Genomic DNA, 19,038 nt, shown 5'->3' with positions numbered 1-19,038 from the left:
CGAGTAAAACAACCAACTCATGATGACTCCGTCGATTCAAGGCGCATTCGTGCCCGTGTTTTATGGCGGCTGTGTTCGGGAGACTCCTGAGGTCTGCCGGGGTTTGGTGGTTTACCCGGTCTTGCACACTCGCTCACAGCTGCCACCTTCCATCGCGTGCAAGCGGTTCAAAGTGGTTCTCCAATGGAAAACCTACCATGTTCAAAGTAACTCCGAATCCGCCGCAAAGCGGCTCCAGATCCCGCGCCGAAGCCCTAGAAGCCAAAAAAGACGAAGACGCCGCCACCCGCGCCCTCGATTACTACCTCAACCCCAAACCCTCTGCTCCACCCGAAACCGACAAAAACCAACTCTTCATCGTCGCGCCCCACATCGACACTGAAACCCTGTTGGCCAATGCTTCCGAAGACCTGCTATCGATCAGCACCCTCGCCGCCGACCTGGCCGACGACGTCGACGACTCACGCCGCAGCGTAGCCCTGGCAATCAGCCGCATGGCCGATGGGGTTCAGTTGTTGGTTGAGCGAGCGCTGGATCATCTGGAGGCGCAAGAGACGGCGGCGCCGGGGGCCAAGGGGTAAATCAGCCGGTAATGGTGCCAGCCTGGCTGACGCCATCGCGAGCAGGCTCGCTCCCACAATGGGATCTGGGTTGCCACGGATACCGCAACCAACACAAAACCAGACTGTGGGAGCGGGCTTGCTCGCGAAAGCGGTATGTCAGGCCACATCAATGCTGACCGGGCCGCCGCCTTCGCGAGCAAGCCCGCTCCCACATTTGGACTCAGGTACAGCCGGGAGAAGTAGGTCGGCTGTCAGGGCGCATCGCGAGCAAGCTTTGCTCCCACAGTTCCAGCCCGAGCCCGAGCTCTAAACTCAGCCCAGCCCAGCTAAATCTGACGGGTTGTACAACCGAAGGAGCCAGGTCGGCTATAAGGCCGCCTCGACGAGCTTTTGATCTGACGGCCCCGTTAACCACGCTGGCCGAACGCAGGTATTGCGCAGTGGGTAATCCGGCATGGATGCCGGATTAGCCGCGCTGGGCCATGGAAGGTCCTTCGCGGCGGCCCACGGAGNNCCGAGTGGTGGGGCAAAGCGTTTTGCTTACTTTTGCGCTGTTCAAAAGTAAGTCGCCGTCAGGCGAAACCCTAAGCGGCCGTTACCGCAGCAATGGATATGTACCCGGTCAAAATACCCAGACTAGCCATTAGACCGCCATCGCGAGCAGGCTCGCTCCCACAGGAGATCGGGGCTGTTACGGATATTGCAGCCAACCCGAGACAACTGTGGGAGCGAGCCCGCTCGCGATAGCGGAGGGTCAGTCGACATTGAAGCCAACTGAACCGACGCCTTCGCGAGCAAGCCCGCTCCCACAGGTTTTATGTCGTGATCACTCCCGGCAGGAATGATCAGCAACCATCACTCAATCAAACATTCGGGCAAGGCACCGGTGCCCAGTCGCCCAGGTCCGGGTTCTTGCACATGCTGTTGACCTGGCTGGTGCCGGCGCTGGCGACCTGCTTGCTTTCAGCCTGCTTGGCCTTGGCGGTCTGCAGGGTTTTCTCGGTGGTTACCGCTTCTTTCGGCACGGTTGGCAGAACAGGCTTTTTCGCCGGTTTCACGGTTTTCTTGTTCTTGGTCGCAGGCGCCACGACTGGCGTGGTATCAGCAGTGGCCACGGTCACCACGTCAGTACGCTGCACACCCACCTGCTGCAAGTCTTTCTCATAAGCCTGGGTGTAGTTGTTCAGGTCTTCGGACGCCTTGCCGTTGACCGCGACGATCAGGTCGTTGGACTCTTTCAGGCCGGCGACGATTTCCGCCAGGCGCTTGCGGCCTTCGGTGTCGTTGACGGTCTTGGCCTTGCGGTCGGCAACCAGTTTGCTGAACGCGTTCTGGTAGCACTGCTGCGACGTCTTGGCGTAGGCGGTGCTGCGGTCGATGTCGGAAGCGCTTTTGTTGACGTCGGCGGCATAGGAAGCAATGCGCTGGTTGTCATCGGCGATCTGTTTCTGACGCTCGTTGTAGTAACCCACCGCGCCGCCCGCCAGGGCACCGCCCGCAGCGCCGATGGCAGCGTTGCGGCCACGTTTTTCCGAGTCGCCGGACAGGGCACCCAACAGTGCACCACCCACGGCGCCGACAGCCGCGCCGGTGACCACGGACTTGGTCATGTCGCCCTCGGTGGCGCGCAGGTGTTGCACCGGCTCGTAGCAGTTCGGGTAGTACTCGACCTTGGTGCTCGACGCGACCTTGGCGGTCGGCGACGTGGCGCAGCCGGTCAGTACGGTGCTGAAGCCAACAGCGACCATCAGCAAGTGACGCTTGGAAACCGAAGCAAAAGGTTTACGGGAGAAAAGCATAGTTGTGTTCTCGTTTAAGTTTTGACCAGCTCAGCGCGGCCCCATCGCCGCCTGAGTCCCTTCCAAGCTCGCTAACAGCGAACGCTCAAGACCGCTGAGCGCCCGATGCGAGCAATTCCTTCAATATCGCCGCCGGGTCGGCGCGTTTCTGCTGACGATAATCCCCGACATGACGAACGAATAACGTGGCCCGTGCCACCAGGCTCTTGCCCAGTACCGGCTTGCGCTCCAACTCTTCCTTGATGCGCTGCAACTGCGCCTGGATCACGGCATCGGTGTAGCGCGTGCCGGTCGCCAGGTTGTCGATGTAGATCGCCACCGCGCCATCCAGGGCACTGCGACCGTTGTCGATGGCCGTGGCGAACAACTGCGCACTGGCCTCGTCCTTGGCGTCCAGGGCCACCTGCCGACTGTTCTGCAAGTTGGTCAGGCGAATGTTGTAGTTGTTGACGGTCTCGGCCACCAGCGCCGATGACTGGATCAGGTTGCCAGCCGCTTCCTCGCGTTGCTGGGCGATCAGCGAGACGTTGCGCTTGAGCTCTTCGTTGACCAGCCCCAACTCGGCTTGCAGGCGCGGGTCGACGCTGGCGGCGATGATGCTGTCCAGGCGCTTGGTCGGGTCGTCGGCGTCGTCGATGGCGTCGGTCAGGGACGCAAGGCGGCCTTCCTTCTGCCATTGGGCAAACAATTCCTTGTAGCGTGAACGCGGCGCCGACAACGCCCCGACGGCCACGCGGAAACCGGTGGTCTCGTTGCTTTGCTCGGTGCCGTCGGCGGCGAACAACGGGTACTCGCGACGCATGCCGGTGAACAGCGTGCCCTCGCCTTCCAGGTAGTTGCCGCCCTTGACCACGAAGCCGCCGTAGGCGCCCTGGCGACGTCCGGCGTGCACCAGCTGGAAGGATTCCTGGACCATCTCGGCGGCGTTGCCCACCACATCGAACAGGCCGATGGGGTTGGGCAGCTTGGTGCCGATCGGCATCAACCGCGCGGCCTGACCGGTGCCGCCGGCGACCTGATTGAACACCGCCCAATCGGCCAGTGGCCCGTCGCTTTCGCTGCCTTCCAGGCGCCGGGGGAACAGGCGCCCTTCCAGGTCCTGACGGCTGACGGCTTGCCCGCCACGGGCGGCGAATTCCCATTCGACTTCGGTGGGCAAACGCACGAAGCCCAGGCCGCCGTCTTCGGCGGAAGTGCCGCGGCCGCTCACCGGCAGCAAGTCCTTGTGGTATTTCATCAGCCAGGCGCTGTACACCGCCGAGAAGCGCTCAGCCTCGAACTTCGACAGTTTGACCTTGGGCAGACGCCCGGCCACGCCTTCGGGCAGGTCGGCTTGCAAGGTCTCGCAGACCGGTGCCGGCTCGCCGCTGGCCAGCGATTGCGCCTGGGCCATGACCTGGGCGTATTGGCGCGCGGTGACCTCGTACTTGCCGATGAAGTACAGCATCGGCTTGAGCGGCGTCTTGGCGTCGGTCTTGGGCATCAACGGCGTGAGGGTCTGGTTCCAGTCCTTGGGCAGATCCTTGAGGGTGAACTGGCCGTTGATGAAGTCGCGCCGGTAACCGGAAATGAACGACTGCTGGTAACCGGCCTCGCCTTCGCTGAACGGGTAGCCGAGGCTGATCTCACGGTCGTCCAGGGTGCCCTGGGCGAGGATGTAGACGTAACGGAACACCATCTGCCCGTCGCACGGCAGCGGCAGGCTGACGTCATCGGGCAATGGCTTGGGGTTGTCGAGTTTGTCGCTGGCCTCATCGGCGCAAACCATACCGGCCAGGCTCAACGCGACGGCGGCGGCTAATAACTTATACATCACGGATTCCTTCACTCGCCTGGATGTGCGCCACGCGCCAGCCACCGCACGCCGCGGCCACGGCACTGACGCCGAGCACGGCCATCAGGGCCAACAGGTAGTGACGCAGCAGCAGATGGCTGGCGTATTCGCCCGGCAGCTGCGCAAATAAATGATTCAGGCCCGACTGCGCCAGGCCATACAGCCCGGCGCTAAGCAGGGCCGCAAGCCCGGCACTGTAAAGCGCTTGCAACACCACAAACAACAACAGCGCGGCGGTGGAAACCCCCAGCAGACGCAACACCGACAACTCCCTGCGCTTGCGCTCGACCGCCGCCAGGGCGCCGGCAAAAATCGCCGCGAACGCGCCGGCCAGGGCCAACCCGGCGATGATCCAGAACACGATCGACAGATTGCGGCTCAGCGATTGCACTTGTGCGATGGTCTGGGCCTGGGTCGACACCAACAGATTCTGCCCGGCGAAATACTGCCGCAGCGGCTCGACATCACTGAGGCTGCGGGCGTACAGCCGGAACGCCGGGTACACCCGCTGCCCCGCCACGCCCACCGCATCGCCCGGCCAGTTGAACGCCGGCACCGCGCGACCGTCGCGGTAATCCTCGGCTGCTTCGAGCAAGGCCAATGGCGCGAACAAACCGTCCCGGGCGAAGGCTTCCAGGGGCAGCACGTGCAGCACCTGGACCTGTGTGCGCTGGGCTTCGCTGCGCCCGGCCACCTGCCGGCCGAAACTGGCTTGCAGCCAATCCCCGGCCTTGGCCCCGAGTTTTTCCGCAGCGGTCTGACTGAGCACCACTTGATCCAGCCCCTGCGGCACCGGCAGGCGTGCGAGCAACGGATCGTTGGCCGCCGTGGGGAGCATTTCCACGGTGACCGCCGCAGCCGCATTGCTCAAGTCGGCAGTCGCCGCGATTTGCCGGGTGCGCGGCAAGGCGAAGGCCACGTCGCTGCGCTGGCCCAGTTGTTCGATGAATTGCGCACTGAAGCGACCACCGCCCAAGGGAATGATCTCCCGCGTGGCCGGGTCGTTTTGCAGGCGTTCGGTGAGGCTGCTGACCAGGCCGAATTTCAGCCCGAACAACACCAACAACGGCGCCACCACGGCCACCAGGGCCAATACCGAGCAGGCCGACAGCCAGGCGTCGTTGCGATAATCCTGCCAGGCCAGGGAAGCCACCAGGGCGCTGCGCATCAGCAAGCCTCCCCGAGCGTGGCGGTGACGCCGCCGTCGGCATCACGTCGGCAACTGATGCGGCGCACCTGCAAGCCGCTGGCGCGGGCCAGCGCTTCGTCGTGGGTGGCGACGACGCAGCAGACGCCGTGCTCGCGGGCCTGGGCCACCAGCAACTGCATGACACGCTCGGCGTTCAGCGGGTCGAGGGCGGCGGTCGGCTCATCGGCCAGCAACAAGCGCGGGCCGTGGGCCAGGGCGCGGGCGCAACTGACGCGCTGGCGCTGGCCGACGGACAGGTCCGCCGGTTTCTTGTCCAATTGATCGGTGATGTCCAGCTGCTTGGCCAGGCGCGTCACGCTGCCGTCATCCTTCAACCCCAACAACTGGCGCGGCAATGCGATGTTGCCGCGCACATCCAGGAAGCCCAGCAGGCCGCCGGTTTGCAACACATAACCGAGGTGCCGACTGCGCAGCTCAGCCAGGTCGCCCTGGCGCGAACCCCGCCACAATCTGGCGATGTCCAGCGGCGTGTTGGCGGGCGTGAAGTCGAAGCGGCCGGCCTGATCCGGCGCCAGCACCAGCGCCAGCAGATCGAGCAGCGTGCTCTTGCCACAACCGCTTGGGCCGACCACCGCCAGTTGTTCACCGCCGCGCAATTGCAGCCGTGGAATCACCAGGCTGTAGCGCTGGCTGCCGACGCCCCGGCTTTTGTGCACTGCGCTCATGTCCAGCATCACGGCAGCGTCGACAACGGAACGCGGTACAAGGCGTCACCCGGCTCGGCATCGCCGAAGCGCACCCAGTTCGCCAAGTCGTTGTGGAAGGTTTCGTAGAGGCGGATTTTCGAATCCAGCTCGTCGATGAAATCTTCCTGCTCGGCCACGCTCAACGACAGCCACAGATCCTGGGTCATGTTCAGCGACTTGCTGCGGTACGGCAGCCCTTCCAGGTACTCGCCGAGGATCCCGCCGTCGGCGAGGTTGCCGCCCTTGCGCAACGCCGACGGATCGCGGCTCATGTAGGCACTGGCGCTGGCGATTTCCTGGAAGAAATCCTTCGGCGAACTCTGGGTCTTGCGGGCCGCGTCGACAATCAGCTTCAACGATTGCTGCAGGTCGTTGAGTTGCAGCTTGGTCAGCATCACGCACACCTGGAACGCCGGCAGCGCCGGGTTGGTCAGGTCGCGGTCGGCGGTCCAGGCGCTGACCAGTTGCGGCGCCTGGCTGGCGGTCTTGCGCCCGAGAAAATCCATGTGCATCGCGTAGCCGACCGCCGCCGACTTATCGACCAAGCTGGGCGCGGCGCCCAGTTGCGGAACGCTTTGCGCCTGGTTGCTGCGCACCTGGTGCACCAGGTCGGCGAACACCGAGCCGATCTCGCCGACGCGCTCACCGAGCTTGTGCACATCGGCGCCCGGCACCGGAATGTACAAGTCACCGATCTGCGGATTGGCGTCGGCGGTCAGGGTGCGGTACTGGCTCTGGGCGCCGGCGTGGGTTTTCCTGCCGGCGTCGCTGAGCAGGTGCAGGGCGTAGATCTTGATCTGTTTGCCCAGTGCCGCCTGACGCACTTCGGCCTCGTTCATCTGCGTGGCGGCAAACGGATCGTTCTTGCGCAACGCGCCGGCGTCGGTGACCAGCAGGATCAAGCGGCCGCCATAACCGGACCAGTCCATGCCCTCCACCGCTTCCATGACCCCGGCAAACGCGTCTTCGTTGAACGAATGGCTCGACACGGTGGACGCCTTGACCTGTCGCGCCAGGTCCATGAAGCGTTGCGGATCGCGGCCCTGCTCCAGGGTGATCAGGGTCTTGGCGACGTATTCCAGGCCCGGGGTCTTCTTCGTGCTGTTGCGGAAACCCACCAGGCCGAAGCTGACACTGTCCAGTTCGCCGCGCTCGGCAATGCGGGTTTGCAGTTCGTGGACCACGTCACGCACCTGATCGATGTACGGCTGCATCGACACGGTGGTGTCCACCACCAGTACCACGGCGGTACGGAACGCATCGGCGTTGGCGCTCAGGATCGGCGTGTTGCCGGACGCCGCTTTCGGCGCGTTGCCGGGGTCGATGGACGCGACGTTGAGCAACTGCACCGGCTGGCCGTTCTCGTCGAGGCTCTCGCGGGCATCGAAGATCGGCAGCAGGTAGAACTGGTTCTGCGGCACGGCGCTGGCAGCCGGTTCCAGGGCCAGCACTTGCTGGTTGTCGGCCGGGTTCTGTTGGGCCTTGAGCAGCACGTTCCTGGCGTTTGCAGGGTTGGCCAGCAGCTTCTCCACCTCGCCAGGCTGGCGCAGGAACATCACCGGCGCACGGCCGGAGCGCTCGGTGAACTTGAGCACCAGGCTTTGCTTCCAGTCGCTGACCTGGGCGGCCGGCAACCAGCCGTCGCTGCGGCCATCGGTGGCGGCACCGACTCGTACCCACGCGCTGCCATCGACGTCTTTGCGCTGATAGACGTACAGCACGGAAAAGGCCGGCAAGTCTTTGCCGGCCGCAGCGCCCGGCGCGTCGACGAGTTTCGCACCCGGCTTGCTCAGCACCCGCTGGAACAGGGTTTTCTTGCCGGCCATCAGCAGCGGACGCTGGCCGCCATCGGCCTCGGTCGCTACCGGCAGGTTCACGGGCGGCTTGACCGGTGGTGCGTCGGAGGTCTTCGCCGGCGGCAGGTCGGGCGCTTTCACCGGTGGCTTGCTGGACGGCGAAGTGGACGCAACAGGCGGCTTCGTGGTTTTGCCGTCACCACCGGACAACCACCAATAGCCCGCGCCCCCCAACGCCAGCGCCACGGCCACCGCGACGGCAGCCAGGGCGAACACCGGGGTTTTGCGCGGCGGCGAAGCGGCTGGTCGCTGCGGCGCAGTCACCGGCGGCGGTGTCGGTTGGGAACGCGATTGCGGCTGCGCGGGACCGCTCGGCATGTCGATGGACACCGGCGTCAGCCCCGCCAAGTCATCGACCACCGGTTGCGGCGCGCCCGGCAGGGGCAACGGGCGGATCAGGGTCGCCTCGTTCGAGTCCTGAGGCAGATTATCCAGCGCCCGCTGCAGCGCCGCCGCGTCCGGGAAACGCTCCGCCGGGTCCTTCGCCAACAGCTTGCGCAACACGTCCTGGTAACGGCCGTGATGCAGCGGCAGTTCCGGCAGCGGTTCGGTCAGGTGGGCCAGGGCCGTGGACAGCGCATCGCTGCCGGTGTACGGCAGCTTGCCGACGAGGATTTCGTAGAGCACCACGCCCAGGGCATACAGGTCGGCACGGCCGTCGATGTCCTGCCCACGGGCCTGCTCGGGGCTCATGTAGCTCGGGGTGCCGACGGCAAAACCGGCCTGGGTGAACTGGGTGCGGTCGTCCAGGGACTTGGCGATGCCGAAGTCCGAGAGCACCGCCGTGCCGTCGGCGCGGAACAGGATGTTCGCCGGCTTGACGTCACGGTGCACCAGGCCCAGGCCGTGGGCATAACCCAGGGCCGAGGCGATCTGGCGGATGTAGGCCAGGCCCTGCTCCGGCGTCAGCCCGGCGGCGATGCGCTCCTTGAGCGTGCCGTTGGGCAGGTACTCCATCGCCATGTAGTACAGCTCACCGACATTGCCGATGTCATGGATGGTGACGGTGTGGGGGTGCGACAGGCGTGCCAGGGTCTTGCCTTCGCGCAGGAAACGCTCGCAGAAGGTCGGGTCGGCGGCCAATGCGGCGGCCATGACTTTCAGCGCGACCTTGCGCTCCAGCGAGCGCTGGGTCGCCAGGTAAACGTTGGCCATCGCGCCTTCGCCGATCTCGCCGTCGATGTCGTAGCCGGGGATCTGGATATTCAAGGCGGGGGTCATGACGGCACCTTCACGACCACCACGGTGATGTTGTCCGGCGCGCCACGCATCAGGCCCAGGGACACCAGGCTGCTGGCGATTTCGCCGGGGTCGTCGTGGCTCAGCACTTCACGGATTTCCTCGTCCTCGACGGTCTTGTTCAGCCCGTCGCTGCACAGCAGGTAGCTGTCGCCGGGCACCAGCAGCAGTTCCACCAGCGCCAGGTTCAGCTGCGCCTCGACGCCGATGGCGCGGGTGACGATGTTGGCCCGCGGATGCACCCGGGCTTCGGCTTCGCTGAGCAGACCGCTGTCCTGCAAATCCTGGACGTAACTGTGATCCCGGGAGACGCTTTCCAGCACGCCGTCGCGCAGGCGATACAAGCGACTGTCGCCGGCCCACAGGCACATGCCGCGCAGGTCACGCGTGGCCAGCACCACCACGGTGCTGCCCATCATGGTCACGCCACGGTTGGCGGTTTCTTCACGCACGGCGGCGTTGACCCGCAACAGGTCGCTTTGCAGCGCCGCGACGTATTCGTCCAGCGAGCGGCCCACGGCGATGCTGCGCAGGCTGTCGACGATCAGGCTGCTGACGTAGTCGCCCGCCGCGTGCCCACCCATGCCATCGGCAACTACCCACAGACCGTTTTCCGGCAGGTCCAGACAGGCGTCTTCGTTGACCTGGCGGACCATGCCGACATGGCTCTTGCTTGCAGACTTGAATGCTTTTCCGGCACTTGCACGCATCTACACAACACCTTCTTGGCCGAGCAAAAATTGCGCAAAATCAGCGGCGGCCGGCAGGCCCTGGCAGCGCATCAAACCGGGCGCGATGCGCTCCGAACCCTGGCCCCACCACAGGCTCGCACCTTCGCAGGCTGACTCGGCGAGCGCGCTCATGCGCTGCTGCGGGTCCGTGGCATCGAAGCGATGCAGGCTGGCGAAGCGGCCACCCGGTGTGCGCGGCCGGTACGTCGGGCTGCCGAGGTTTTCCAGTTCGGCGCCAAAGGCTTCGAAACTGGCTTCCACGTTCAAGGTGCTCAGTAACAGGTTTTCTGCCCGCTCGAACCACTCGTCCGCGCCGCCCACCACCGACGCCGGGTCCGCGTCAGCCTCCAGCAGCGCCGCGACCGTCAGCGGAAAATAGCGCCCGACCCGGTCGATGCTCGGCATCACCACGCCCACCGCCGCATCCGGCCCACACACGCCGGGCGCGACCAGAAAACGCCACAGCGGGCTGACCAGATAGGCATCCAGCCAGCGCTCGCCCAGGCTGCTCTGACTGGCGAGCAAACCGGCCGCCAACCACGAATCCCACGGACCGATGAAGCTCTGGGGCAAGCCTCGGCTGACGAAGTCGCCACGGCTGGCCAACTTTCCATAGAAGCCCGGCGTACTCATAGCCGCTCCGGCAGGCTGAAGCCGCTGAGCACTCGGCTCTTGAACGGGTTGAAGGCGCTGTTGGCGCGCAATTCGTAAGAGGCACTGGCGTTATCGACCCGCAGGCGCAGATTGAAGCGGTCCGGCGAGTTGCCAGCGGTCAGGTCCGATTGCTCCAGCAACCGGAACCACGCCCACGGGCCGTCCAGGGTGATGCCGGAGCGACCACTGGAAGACGGCGGCATGATCGAGATCCGCACCACGCCGATGCTGCCCGGGTTCGGCCACTGCATGGCCGTCGGACGGCTCGGACCGTGGTCGTAGCTCAACTGCTGGCCGTCGAGGTCGAGCAGGAATTGGGTAATGGTCGAGTCCATCGCCACCGGCTTGAGCTCGAAGCGCACCATCGGCTGGGTCCCGCCGGAACGGAAAAATGCATCGCGGATGCTCGCCGCGCGCTGGAAGGTTTGCAGCACGCCGGGAGCGATGCCGAGCTTCTGCGCCGCGCCCGGCTGCCAGCGCCAGGTCGGTGTGGAGGTGTCCACGTAAGGTTGCAGGTACTTGCGGAAGTAGTTGTCCATCACTCCGCCGACGCCGAAGAACTGACCGAAGTCGTCGAGGGTCGCGTCCCGCGCACTGCCCGGCGACATCGGGTAACGCCCGGCCAGGGACTGGCGATAGATGTTCACCACTTCGCTGGTCCAGGCGGCATTCAGTTGATTGCGCACGCCGCCCATCATGGTGTTGGTGGTGGAGTTGATCACCGACTTGACCAACCCCTGCACCAGCGGCGGTTGGCGTTCGGCGTTGAGGCTGACCCTTGTCGCGGCAGCGCTGGCCTGATTCTTGGCCTCGCCCAGCAAGGCCTCGCCGCTGGCGCCGACCATGGCACTGACCTGCACGTACAGGGCATTCATGTCAGCCAGCAGGCCATCGATGGCCGCCGGTTCGCCTTCGTTCTTGCTGACGATGCTGTTGAGTTCGGCAAAGTGCGCGGTGATCGGATCATCGCTGGCCTGGGGCGCGTTTTGCGGTGCCTGCTCCTGGCCAAGCAAACTACCCAGGCGCTCCTTGAGCTTGTCGACACCCCCTTCCACGGGCACGCCTTGGGCAGCCAGCCGGCGTTCATCCTGTTGCAGGTCGGTCTCCTTCGCCACGGCCACCAGCAGTTTTTTCAACGGCGAGGTCGGCCCGGAAATCACCCGCAGCACATCGGCGGCCTGGGCCACGCTGGTGATCGGCACGAAGTCGATATCGGCCAGCAAGGCATCCCATTGGCGCTGATAGTCCTGGAAGTACAGGCGGCGCACATCGGCGGCGAGGCTGGCGACGTTCTGCTGGTCGGCCTGCTCAAAGCCCAGCACCCACTGCTCTTCGGCGAGGGTGCCGGTCTGGCTCAGACTGGTGAGCAAGAAGCCCTGGCGGTAACCCTTGACGGTGAAGAACCCGCTCAACGGCTCGCCCAACGGTTTGCCACTCTTGCGGCTGAACACCAGCGCGGCGTCACGCCCGGCGGCTTCGGTGATGCGGAAGTCCGGGATGCCATCGGGCAGCTTCTGGCGCTTGATCCGGTCGTAGACCCGTTGCGCCACGGGCAGTTGCTGCAATTGGCGGCGCAGGTCTTCGATCAGCCGCGGGTCCAGCCGCGCGGTCGGCGGCCGGCGCTCGAACAGCGCCTGCAAGTGCTCGCTCAAGGCCGCACGCTGCTCGGCCGGCAGGTCACGCGGCAGGCTGCGATCCCAATCCAGGGCGATCCAGGCCTTGATGAAATCGGCGTCGTAGTGCTCGGTGTCGGCGAGCATCAGGTAAGCCTTCAAACCTTCGTAGAGGAAATCAGAATTGCCGCCGCTGTGCAGTTGCTCTTCGATTCGCGCCACCAGGCGCGGGCCGAGCACGGCGATCAGCAGCTTGCGATACACGCTGCCGGACTCGGCTTCCAGCATGTCGCCCTGGTACAGGCCCAGGCCTTCGGCCCAATCCGGCGCGTCGTCGGCCAGGTGCTTCACCGCATTGAGCAGCGGCAATACGGCGAGCACATCACGCTGCGCCGGGCTGAGGTTTTGCACGGTCTGGCCCAGTGGCGCGACCTTTTGGTCGACCTGGGTGATGTACGCCTGGTTGGCGCGGTAGCTGACCCACCACAACGTCCCGACCACCAGCACCAGGACGACGGTGGAGGCCAGGACGCCCCGGGCAATCCACTTGCGCCGACGCTCGACCTTCGGGTCGACGCCCACCAGCCCCCGTTCGGCGAAGGCCACGGCGGTGAAGAGTTTTTCGATGAAGTAGCTGCGCCCGGTGCCGGTCTGGCGCGCCAGGTGCTGGCGGTCCAGGTTCATGCTCTGGGCCATGGAGCCAATCAGGCGGTCGATCGGGCTGCCTTCCTGGGTGCCGCTGGTGAAATACACCCCGCGCAGCAACACCCGCTCTTCGAAGGCATTGGGTTTGAACACGCCTTCGAGGAAGCTTTGCAGGCAATCCTTGAGTGCGCCGAACTGCTGTGGGAAGCCGTAGATCAGGTCGCGTCGCGCCGGGTCGCGCTCTTGTTGCAAGCGCTCCACCAGGCGGTCGTTGAGGCGCTGTTCGAGGCCGGCGAATTCGCTTTGCAGGTGCGCCAGCGGGCTGTCATTGCCCTTGCCATCGTCCAGGGCGAAGGTCATGCCCCAGACCTGGGCGCGCTCTTCCTTGCTCAGGGTATCGAAATACTCCATGAAGCCCGGCACCAGGTCGAGCTTGGTCAGCATCAGGTAGATCGGGAAGCGCACGCCCAGCTGGGTGTACAACTCCTGGATCCGCAGGCGGATCGCCGCGGCATGGGCGGCGCGCTCGGCGTCGCTGCCCAGCAACAGGTCGGACAGGCTGATGGCGATGAACGCGCCGTCAATCGGGCGCCGGGCCCGCTGCTTTTTCAACAGGCCGAGAAAGCCCAGCCACGCAGCCTTGTCGACCGTCGCATCGCTGTCCTGGGTGGTGTAGCGGCCGGCGGTGTCGAGCAACACGGCCTGATCGGTGAACCACCAATCGCAGTTGCGCGTGCCGCCGACGCCGCGTACCGCACCGGCGCCCAGTTGCGCGGCCAGCGGGAAGTGCAAGCCGGAGTTCACCAGCGCCGTGGTCTTGCCCGAGCCCGGCGGGCCGATGATCACGTACCACGGCAGCTCGTAGAGGTTGCGACGTTCGTCACCGCCCAGCTTGGCTTTCTTGAGCAGCGCCAAGGCTTCGTCCATGCGCTGGCGCAGGGTTTCCAGCTCTTCGGCCGTAGCGATGCTGCTCGGGTCGGGCGGGGTTTGCTCGGCGAGGCTGCGCATGACCTCGGCGGCCTGGCGCCGGGCCTGGATGATGCGGAACACGCGGTAGGCGATCCACACCGCGAACACCAGGACGATCAACGCCCAGCGCCGGCCTTCGGGCACCAGCCAGTCAAGCAACGGGCCGACGAACCAGATGATCAGGCTCAGGGCGATAAGACCCAACAATGGAATGACCCAGCGGATCATGAAACTGAAAAACGCCTTCACTCGACCCCCTCCGCCAACACTGTGATTTCAACCCGACGGTTACGCGCACGTCCCTCTGCGGTGGCGTTGGACGCCAGCGGCTCGGTGTCGCTGCGGCCTTCGGCACTGAAGCGCTCGGGCTGGCCAGTCTTGGCCGACAGAATTTCCAACACCGAGCGCGCCCGTGCTTCGGACAGCGCCCAGTTGGACGGGAACCGCAGCGTAGCGATCGGGCGATTGTCGCTGTGGCCGGTCACCCGGACCTGGCCCTTGACCTTGCGCACGGCATCGGCGATGCGCAGCATCAACGGCTGGAAATCGTCCTTGATGCCAGCGCTGCCCGAGGCGAACAGCTCATCGCCACGGATGGTCACCACGGAACGGTCCACGGCGTCTTCCACGGCAACCCGGCCGGCCTTGATTTCATCGGCAAGGAAACCGGCCAGGCGCGGTCGCTCGATCAGCTTTGGCTGCACCACGGGGCGGTCGACCGTCTGCACCGGGATTTCCCCCAGGGCATGGATGTTCTTGAATACCGGCTCGGCATCGGCGGCCAGCTTCATGCGCAGGCCGAACAGCAACGCCAGCAACAGGGCGACGCCAATGGCCACGGCGATCCATGGCGGCATGAACTGCGCCAGTCGATCACGGGCCACGGTGACGCCGCGCCAGTGGGGCGACAGTTCGCGCTCGTATTCGCCACGGGCGCTGCGGATCACCGCGCTGGTTCGCTCGCGCAACGCTTCCAGTTGGCTGCGCCCGTCGTTCATCACCCGGTAGCGCCCCTCGAAGCCCAGGCACATGCACAGGTACAGCAGCTCCAGCAGGTACAGGCGTTCCCGTGGGCTTTGCAGGCAATGTTCCAGCAGCTGGAAGACTTTCTCGCCGCCCCAGGCTTCGTTGTGCACGGTGATCAACAGGCTTTGCTTGCCCCAGTCGCTGGTGCCGCCCCACGGGGTGCTCAACACCGCTTCGTCCAACGCGGTGCACAACGCATAGCGAGCCAGCAGCACATCGTTGCGCGCCACGCCGGCGGCCTCGGCGCGCTCTTCGAAGTGGCGCAGGTAGGCCAGCAGTTGTGCGCGTAAACTGGCCGGTGCCGGGTGGGCGATGGTGCTGCGCAGGCGCGTCAGCAGGGCCAGCAGCGGGCCCGCGGCGCTTTCCAGCGGGTTGAGGCCCTGGGCCTTGCCGGTCAGCACCGGCGCGGCCGGCATCGACAGCGGCGCCGGTGACGGGGTCGGCTGGGCGCGGCCCGGGTCCGGGCGGAACGGGTCGGCGCCACGGCCACCGGGGGTCGGCATGAACTGGGTACGATCGTCGTTGCTCATCGCGGTTTATCCTCGGATCGCCCAGAACGCCAGGTTCAGGCCTGGGAACTGGCCGGCGATGTGGAACGCAAAGCCGCCGGAGTTGCTCAGTTGCTGCCAGTGGTCGCTGCCGCGGTCGAGTTCGTAGTAGGTGGAACCGGCGTGGTACGGCAACTGCCGCGGCGCCACCGGCAACGGCAGCAGGCCGATGCCCGGCAGTTGCAGGTTGACCAGGTCACGGATGTGCTCCACCGAGCCGACCTTGCTCTGTTGGCCGAAGCGGCCGCGCAGGGTTTCGGCGGGGACATCGGCGCGCACCACCAGGATGAAGCTGGCGCTGTCGAGCAGGGTCTTGTCGGCCAGCATCGCCACGTGGATGCCGTAGGCTTTCTCGACAATCGGGATCGGCGTCGCCTTGCTGTCGATCAGCATCGACAAGGCCTCACGCAACGCCTGCATCACCGGGGCGTAACTCAGGGCCAGGTCATCGTGCTGGTACGGCGGGTATTCCTGCGGTCGGCGTCCGGAGGCGGTGAAAGTCGAGAACTCGCCGGCCAGCGCCACCAGTTCGCTGTAGAACCGCTCGGGGTGCAACGGGCTCAACTGGCTCAAGTGCTGGATCAGCGGCTGGGCGCGGTTGACCAGTTGCAGCAACATGAAATCGGCGATCTCCGAGGCGCCACCGGCACCGGACGCAACGACCCGCCCGGCCAGGGCTTCGCCGCGCTGGTGGAGCAGGCCCAGCAGCTCGCTGCGAAACGCCGTCAACGGCTTGGAGGCAACCACGTCCAGCAGCGGCGGGATGTAGCTGTCATCGAGCACCAGCGCCCGGTCGGCGCGTTTTTCCTTGATGCGCACCACGCCGACGGCGGCGTAGTCGCCAATGCCGTCCTGGGCGGTCAACAGACGCAGCGCCCGCGAACCGAGGGCCACCGGGGCACGGTTTTCGAACGGTGCGTTGTCGTCGCGCACTTCACTGACCTGGCTGACGTAGCGCGCAGCGCCCAGGGGCTCGCCTTCATCCACGGTGTCACGGGCACCGGCGCGCTTGAGCGGCAAGGCCAGGTACACCAGGCCGTCGCGCAGGTTGTCATCGACGTTCAGCGGCGTGGGCGCCAGGTCATCGTGGGGAATGTTGAAGGGCGTGCCGTCCGGCAACAGGCCTCGCGCCGAGATGATCGCCAGCTTGCCCTGAGCCAGCAGGCCCTGGTCGATCAGCAATTCGGAAAACCCCCAGGCGCCGGCCGACAACGGACGGCTGCGGGCGTCGATGAGGTTTTCCAGGTAACGGTCGTGCTGCTGGAAGTGCTGCGTTCCAATGAACATGCCTTCCGACCAGACCACGCGATTGTTCCAGGACATGGGGGCTCCGATTGCTTATTGGGCAGGGCTGGATGGGGGAACGACGACGCTGCTGCGCACGGCGTGCACGTCGAGGCTGATCTGGTATTCGGTGTATTCGCGCGCCGGCACACTCAACACCGTGCGCCACAGCGACTGATCCAGTTCGCGATAACCCACCAGGATGCCGATGTGCCGCGTGGCCGGGTCGAGATCACGTTGCAGGCTCAACTGTTGGTCGGGCTGGATCAGCACTTCATCCTGATCGATCAGGTCGGCGCCCAGCGTCGCCTGGGCGTGTTCGGCCAAGGCGAAATAATCGGAACGGCCGAAGACGGCGGCATTCTTCAGTTCGAAAATGCGCACCCGCACCGGGGCCGGCTGGCCGGTGGCGCCGGGGTTGAGGCCGGCAATGGCCTGAAAGTGCAACTCGACGGCGGCGGTGTTGGCCTCGGCTTCCGCCTCTTCGGGCTGCGGTTTCGCCGCATCCTTGGCACACGCCGTCAGCAGAAGCGCGGTGGCGACTGCGAGTAAAAACCTGGGAATCATCCTGCGTCCTCAATGACGTTTGAGCTATCCGTTGTGTGCTTGTAAGTGGTGTTAGGGGACGGCGACGCTCAGCGACGTCGCTGTCGTGTGCTGTGTTCTTCGTAGGCGCGGCTGAATTCACGACCGAACAGGTCCTGGAAATCCTCTTGGGCTTCCCGGGAAATATTGCTGTAGAGCTCGGTGAATTGCTGCCAGTACTGGGCCTGTCGCGAGCCATTGAAGATGCTGGATAACCCGCCGGGCTTGCCCATGCGCTCTTCCAGCTGCGCCGGTTCGAAGCGCGCCAGCAAATGCTTGATCGCGGCTTCCACGCCGGCCATCACCGCCAACTGGTGGGCGCGCAAGTCATCGAAACTGTCACGCACCGCCGCGTCCGGCGCCATGAACGCCTGGTTGCCGTGACGCAACAGCAACAGCATCGCTTCATCGACATTGGGGGCGAACTTCAGCGGGTTGTTTTCCACCGGCTGGATCATCGTCTGCTGGATGCGGAACTCGCCCTTGAGGCTGCTGCGGGCACGCAAGACATCGATCAGGCCTTCGACCATCAGCCGATAACTGCGGCCGATGCTCTCCATCTGCGCTTCGGCCTGGGCCTTGTCCAGGCGCAACTGATCCAGCCCGGCACCGCGCAGGAAGGCTTGCAGCAGGTCCGGCTGGGCAGCGTCGCCCCGGGTCGCCGGCGCTTCGGCACGGGTAACCGGGGGTTCGCGCAACGGCGCAGGCTCGACCGGCACACTGGCAAGGGGGGCGGCCGGCATCGGCGGCACGGGCGCAGGTACTGGCTCAACCACTGGCGGCGGCGCCACAGGCAGTGGCGCGACGGCGACCGGGGTCACCGCCACGGGTGCCGGCTTGTCGCTGAACAGGTCCCAATCCTCGGGAATCACCGGGGCAGCGCTCATTACCATGGGCTCGATCACCGGTGGCGGGTTCGGCCGCGGGATCGGGGTCGGCGGGCGGAAATCATGCTGCTCGGCGGGGACGTGGTCAGGCTGGGTGGCCGGCGGGACGCTGGCGGGCGCGAGGAAATCGAACAGGTCCGGGAGGGTGTCCATGGCCGACACGCCCTGGAAGTGCGCAGGCGAGGCCACGGGAATGAACGATGGCGCAGGGGCGGCGGCGCCTTGGCGGCCCATCAAGGCCTCGAAACTGCTGGGCGACTCGGCGAACGGGTTGCTGTCCGTGGCCGGCAGGCTGAAGTCGACACGCGCCTGGATTTCATAATCACCGATGCGGATCACCTCGCCATCCTGCAGCGGCTCACTGTTGCCCTTGCGCAAGCGGATACCGGCCTTGACCAATTCCACACCGTTGGTGCTGTTATCGGTTAAGTAATAGCGCCCGTCTTTGTATTGAATAACGCAATGTTTGCCGGACACCAGGCGCTCAGGGTCCGGCAACACCCAGTCATTATCAGAATTACGGCCAATTGCCATCACGCCCTGGTCCATGGACTTTTCCGAACACTGACCGGGGGTAATCTTGTGATAACTAGTGATAGTCAAACACAGCGGCATTTCGCCTCCTTGCTGAATACTTCTTTTCACGTACGCGACTTCGCGCGGGCGAACGCAGGGTGCATGACCCGCGAGGCGCCGAAAATCCTGCAAACAACCATGAAACGGCGTTTTGCCAGCATATTGGCCAATATTAACCGGCTTGCATGACAAAAAGCCTCTCTTGATACCCTTCCTCGACCAGCCAGTCGCGCGGGTTGTTAAGCGCCTCACAACTGTAACAGAGTCGAAATAGCTTACCTTGACAAGCGATAAGTACTACACCAAAAATGCACAACTTCTTGATGATCACTG

Annotated in this window: 13 protein-coding genes; 1 reads left to right on the top strand and 12 read right to left on the bottom strand. The window is 65.0% G+C overall.

Annotation, left to right across the window (positions count from 1 at the left end; all coding sequences use genetic code 11):
* Positions 1 to 197 precede the first annotated feature (197 nt).
* Positions 198 to 581 carry a DUF6124 family protein gene (locus J7E36_RS02800; protein WP_214999655.1) on the top strand — a complete coding sequence of 128 codons (384 nt, stop codon included), beginning with the start codon at positions 198 to 200 and terminating at the stop codon, positions 579 to 581.
* A gap of 845 nt (positions 582 to 1,426) precedes the next feature.
* Here the strand turns inward: J7E36_RS02800 and tagQ are convergent.
* The 12 genes from tagQ to tagH all read right to left on the bottom strand — a co-directional run bounded on the left by tagQ (position 1,427) and on the right by tagH (position 18,744).
* A complete protein-coding gene (gene tagQ / locus J7E36_RS02795) occupies positions 1,427 to 2,362 on the bottom strand; it encodes a type VI secretion system-associated lipoprotein TagQ (protein WP_214999653.1) in 936 nt (311 codons plus the stop codon).
* Positions 2,363 to 2,447: 85 nt separating this feature from the next.
* Positions 2,448 to 4,130: a formylglycine-generating enzyme family protein gene (locus J7E36_RS02790; protein WP_231286327.1), complete on the bottom strand. Its 1,683-nt coding sequence runs from the start codon at positions 4,128 to 4,130 to the stop codon at positions 2,448 to 2,450.
* Between the two features lie 37 nt (positions 4,131 to 4,167).
* Positions 4,168 to 5,364: an ABC transporter permease gene (locus J7E36_RS02785; protein ID WP_214999649.1), complete on the bottom strand. Its 1,197-nt coding sequence runs from the start codon at positions 5,362 to 5,364 to the stop codon at positions 4,168 to 4,170.
* Entirely contained in the window at positions 5,364 to 6,080 is a 717-nt protein-coding gene (locus tag J7E36_RS02780) for an ABC transporter ATP-binding protein (protein WP_214999647.1), read from the bottom strand. Before J7E36_RS02780 ends, J7E36_RS02785 begins: the two co-directional genes overlap by 1 nt.
* Positions 6,080 to 9,169 (bottom strand): serine/threonine-protein kinase, encoded by a 3,090-nt coding sequence (locus J7E36_RS02775; RefSeq protein ID WP_269216526.1) that lies wholly within the window; start codon positions 9,167 to 9,169, stop codon positions 6,080 to 6,082. The genes J7E36_RS02780 and J7E36_RS02775 overlap by 1 nt, the downstream gene beginning before the upstream one ends.
* Positions 9,166 to 9,897: a PP2C family protein-serine/threonine phosphatase gene (locus J7E36_RS02770; RefSeq protein ID WP_214999645.1), complete on the bottom strand. Its 732-nt coding sequence runs from the start codon at positions 9,895 to 9,897 to the stop codon at positions 9,166 to 9,168. Before J7E36_RS02770 ends, J7E36_RS02775 begins: the two co-directional genes overlap by 4 nt.
* On the bottom strand, positions 9,898 to 10,551 hold the full coding sequence (gene tagF / locus J7E36_RS02765; RefSeq protein ID WP_214999643.1) for a type VI secretion system-associated protein TagF: 654 nt from the start codon (positions 10,549 to 10,551) through the stop codon (positions 9,898 to 9,900).
* Entirely contained in the window at positions 10,548 to 14,048 is a 3,501-nt protein-coding gene (gene tssM, locus J7E36_RS02760) for a type VI secretion system membrane subunit TssM (RefSeq protein ID WP_214999641.1), read from the bottom strand. Before tssM ends, tagF begins: the two co-directional genes overlap by 4 nt.
* Entirely contained in the window at positions 14,045 to 15,355 is a 1,311-nt protein-coding gene (locus J7E36_RS02755; RefSeq protein ID WP_214999639.1) for a DotU family type VI secretion system protein, read from the bottom strand. The genes tssM and J7E36_RS02755 overlap by 4 nt, the downstream gene beginning before the upstream one ends.
* A 6-nt stretch (positions 15,356 to 15,361) precedes the next feature.
* The gene (tssK, locus tag J7E36_RS02750; protein ID WP_214999637.1) at positions 15,362 to 16,696 is read right to left on the bottom strand and encodes a type VI secretion system baseplate subunit TssK; all 1,335 of its coding nucleotides are present in this window, start codon (positions 16,694 to 16,696) and stop codon (positions 15,362 to 15,364) included.
* A 15-nt stretch (positions 16,697 to 16,711) separates the two neighbouring features.
* Positions 16,712 to 17,224 carry a type VI secretion system lipoprotein TssJ gene (gene tssJ, locus J7E36_RS02745; RefSeq protein ID WP_214999635.1) on the bottom strand — a complete coding sequence of 171 codons (513 nt, stop codon included), beginning with the start codon at positions 17,222 to 17,224 and terminating at the stop codon, positions 16,712 to 16,714.
* 68 nt (positions 17,225 to 17,292) lie between these two features.
* Positions 17,293 to 18,744 carry a type VI secretion system-associated FHA domain protein TagH gene (gene tagH / locus J7E36_RS02740; RefSeq protein WP_214999633.1) on the bottom strand — a complete coding sequence of 484 codons (1,452 nt, stop codon included), beginning with the start codon at positions 18,742 to 18,744 and terminating at the stop codon, positions 17,293 to 17,295.
* Between the last annotated feature and the right edge of the window lie 294 nt (positions 18,745 to 19,038).

This window comes from Pseudomonas fluorescens (assembly GCF_018614775.1).
Lineage (GTDB): Bacteria > Pseudomonadota > Gammaproteobacteria > Pseudomonadales > Pseudomonadaceae > Aquipseudomonas > Aquipseudomonas fluorescens_BY.
This window is presented reverse-complemented; position numbering and strand designations above follow the sequence as displayed.

Coding starts and splice junctions, on each gene's coding strand:
- J7E36_RS02755 (WP_214999639.1), bottom strand. CDS start 15,355: ATGAGCAACGACGATCGTACCCAGTTCATGCCGACCCCCGGTGGCCGT.
- J7E36_RS02800 (WP_214999655.1), top strand. CDS start 198: ATGTTCAAAGTAACTCCGAATCCGCCGCAAAGCGGCTCCAGATCCCGC.
- J7E36_RS02785 (WP_214999649.1), bottom strand. CDS start 5,364: ATGCGCAGCGCCCTGGTGGCTTCCCTGGCCTGGCAGGATTATCGCAAC.
- J7E36_RS02775 (WP_269216526.1), bottom strand. CDS start 9,169: ATGACCCCCGCCTTGAATATCCAGATCCCCGGCTACGACATCGACGGC.
- J7E36_RS02770 (WP_214999645.1), bottom strand. CDS start 9,897: ATGCGTGCAAGTGCCGGAAAAGCATTCAAGTCTGCAAGCAAGAGCCAT.
- tssK (WP_214999637.1), bottom strand. CDS start 16,696: ATGTCCTGGAACAATCGCGTGGTCTGGTCGGAAGGCATGTTCATTGGA.
- tagF (WP_214999643.1), bottom strand. CDS start 10,551: ATGAGTACGCCGGGCTTCTATGGAAAGTTGGCCAGCCGTGGCGACTTC.
- tagQ (WP_214999653.1), bottom strand. CDS start 2,362: ATGCTTTTCTCCCGTAAACCTTTTGCTTCGGTTTCCAAGCGTCACTTG.
- tagH (WP_214999633.1), bottom strand. CDS start 18,744: ATGCCGCTGTGTTTGACTATCACTAGTTATCACAAGATTACCCCCGGT.
- J7E36_RS02780 (WP_214999647.1), bottom strand. CDS start 6,080: ATGCTGGACATGAGCGCAGTGCACAAAAGCCGGGGCGTCGGCAGCCAG.
- J7E36_RS02790 (WP_231286327.1), bottom strand. CDS start 4,130: ATGGTTTGCGCCGATGAGGCCAGCGACAAACTCGACAACCCCAAGCCA.
- tssJ (WP_214999635.1), bottom strand. CDS start 17,224: ATGATTCCCAGGTTTTTACTCGCAGTCGCCACCGCGCTTCTGCTGACG.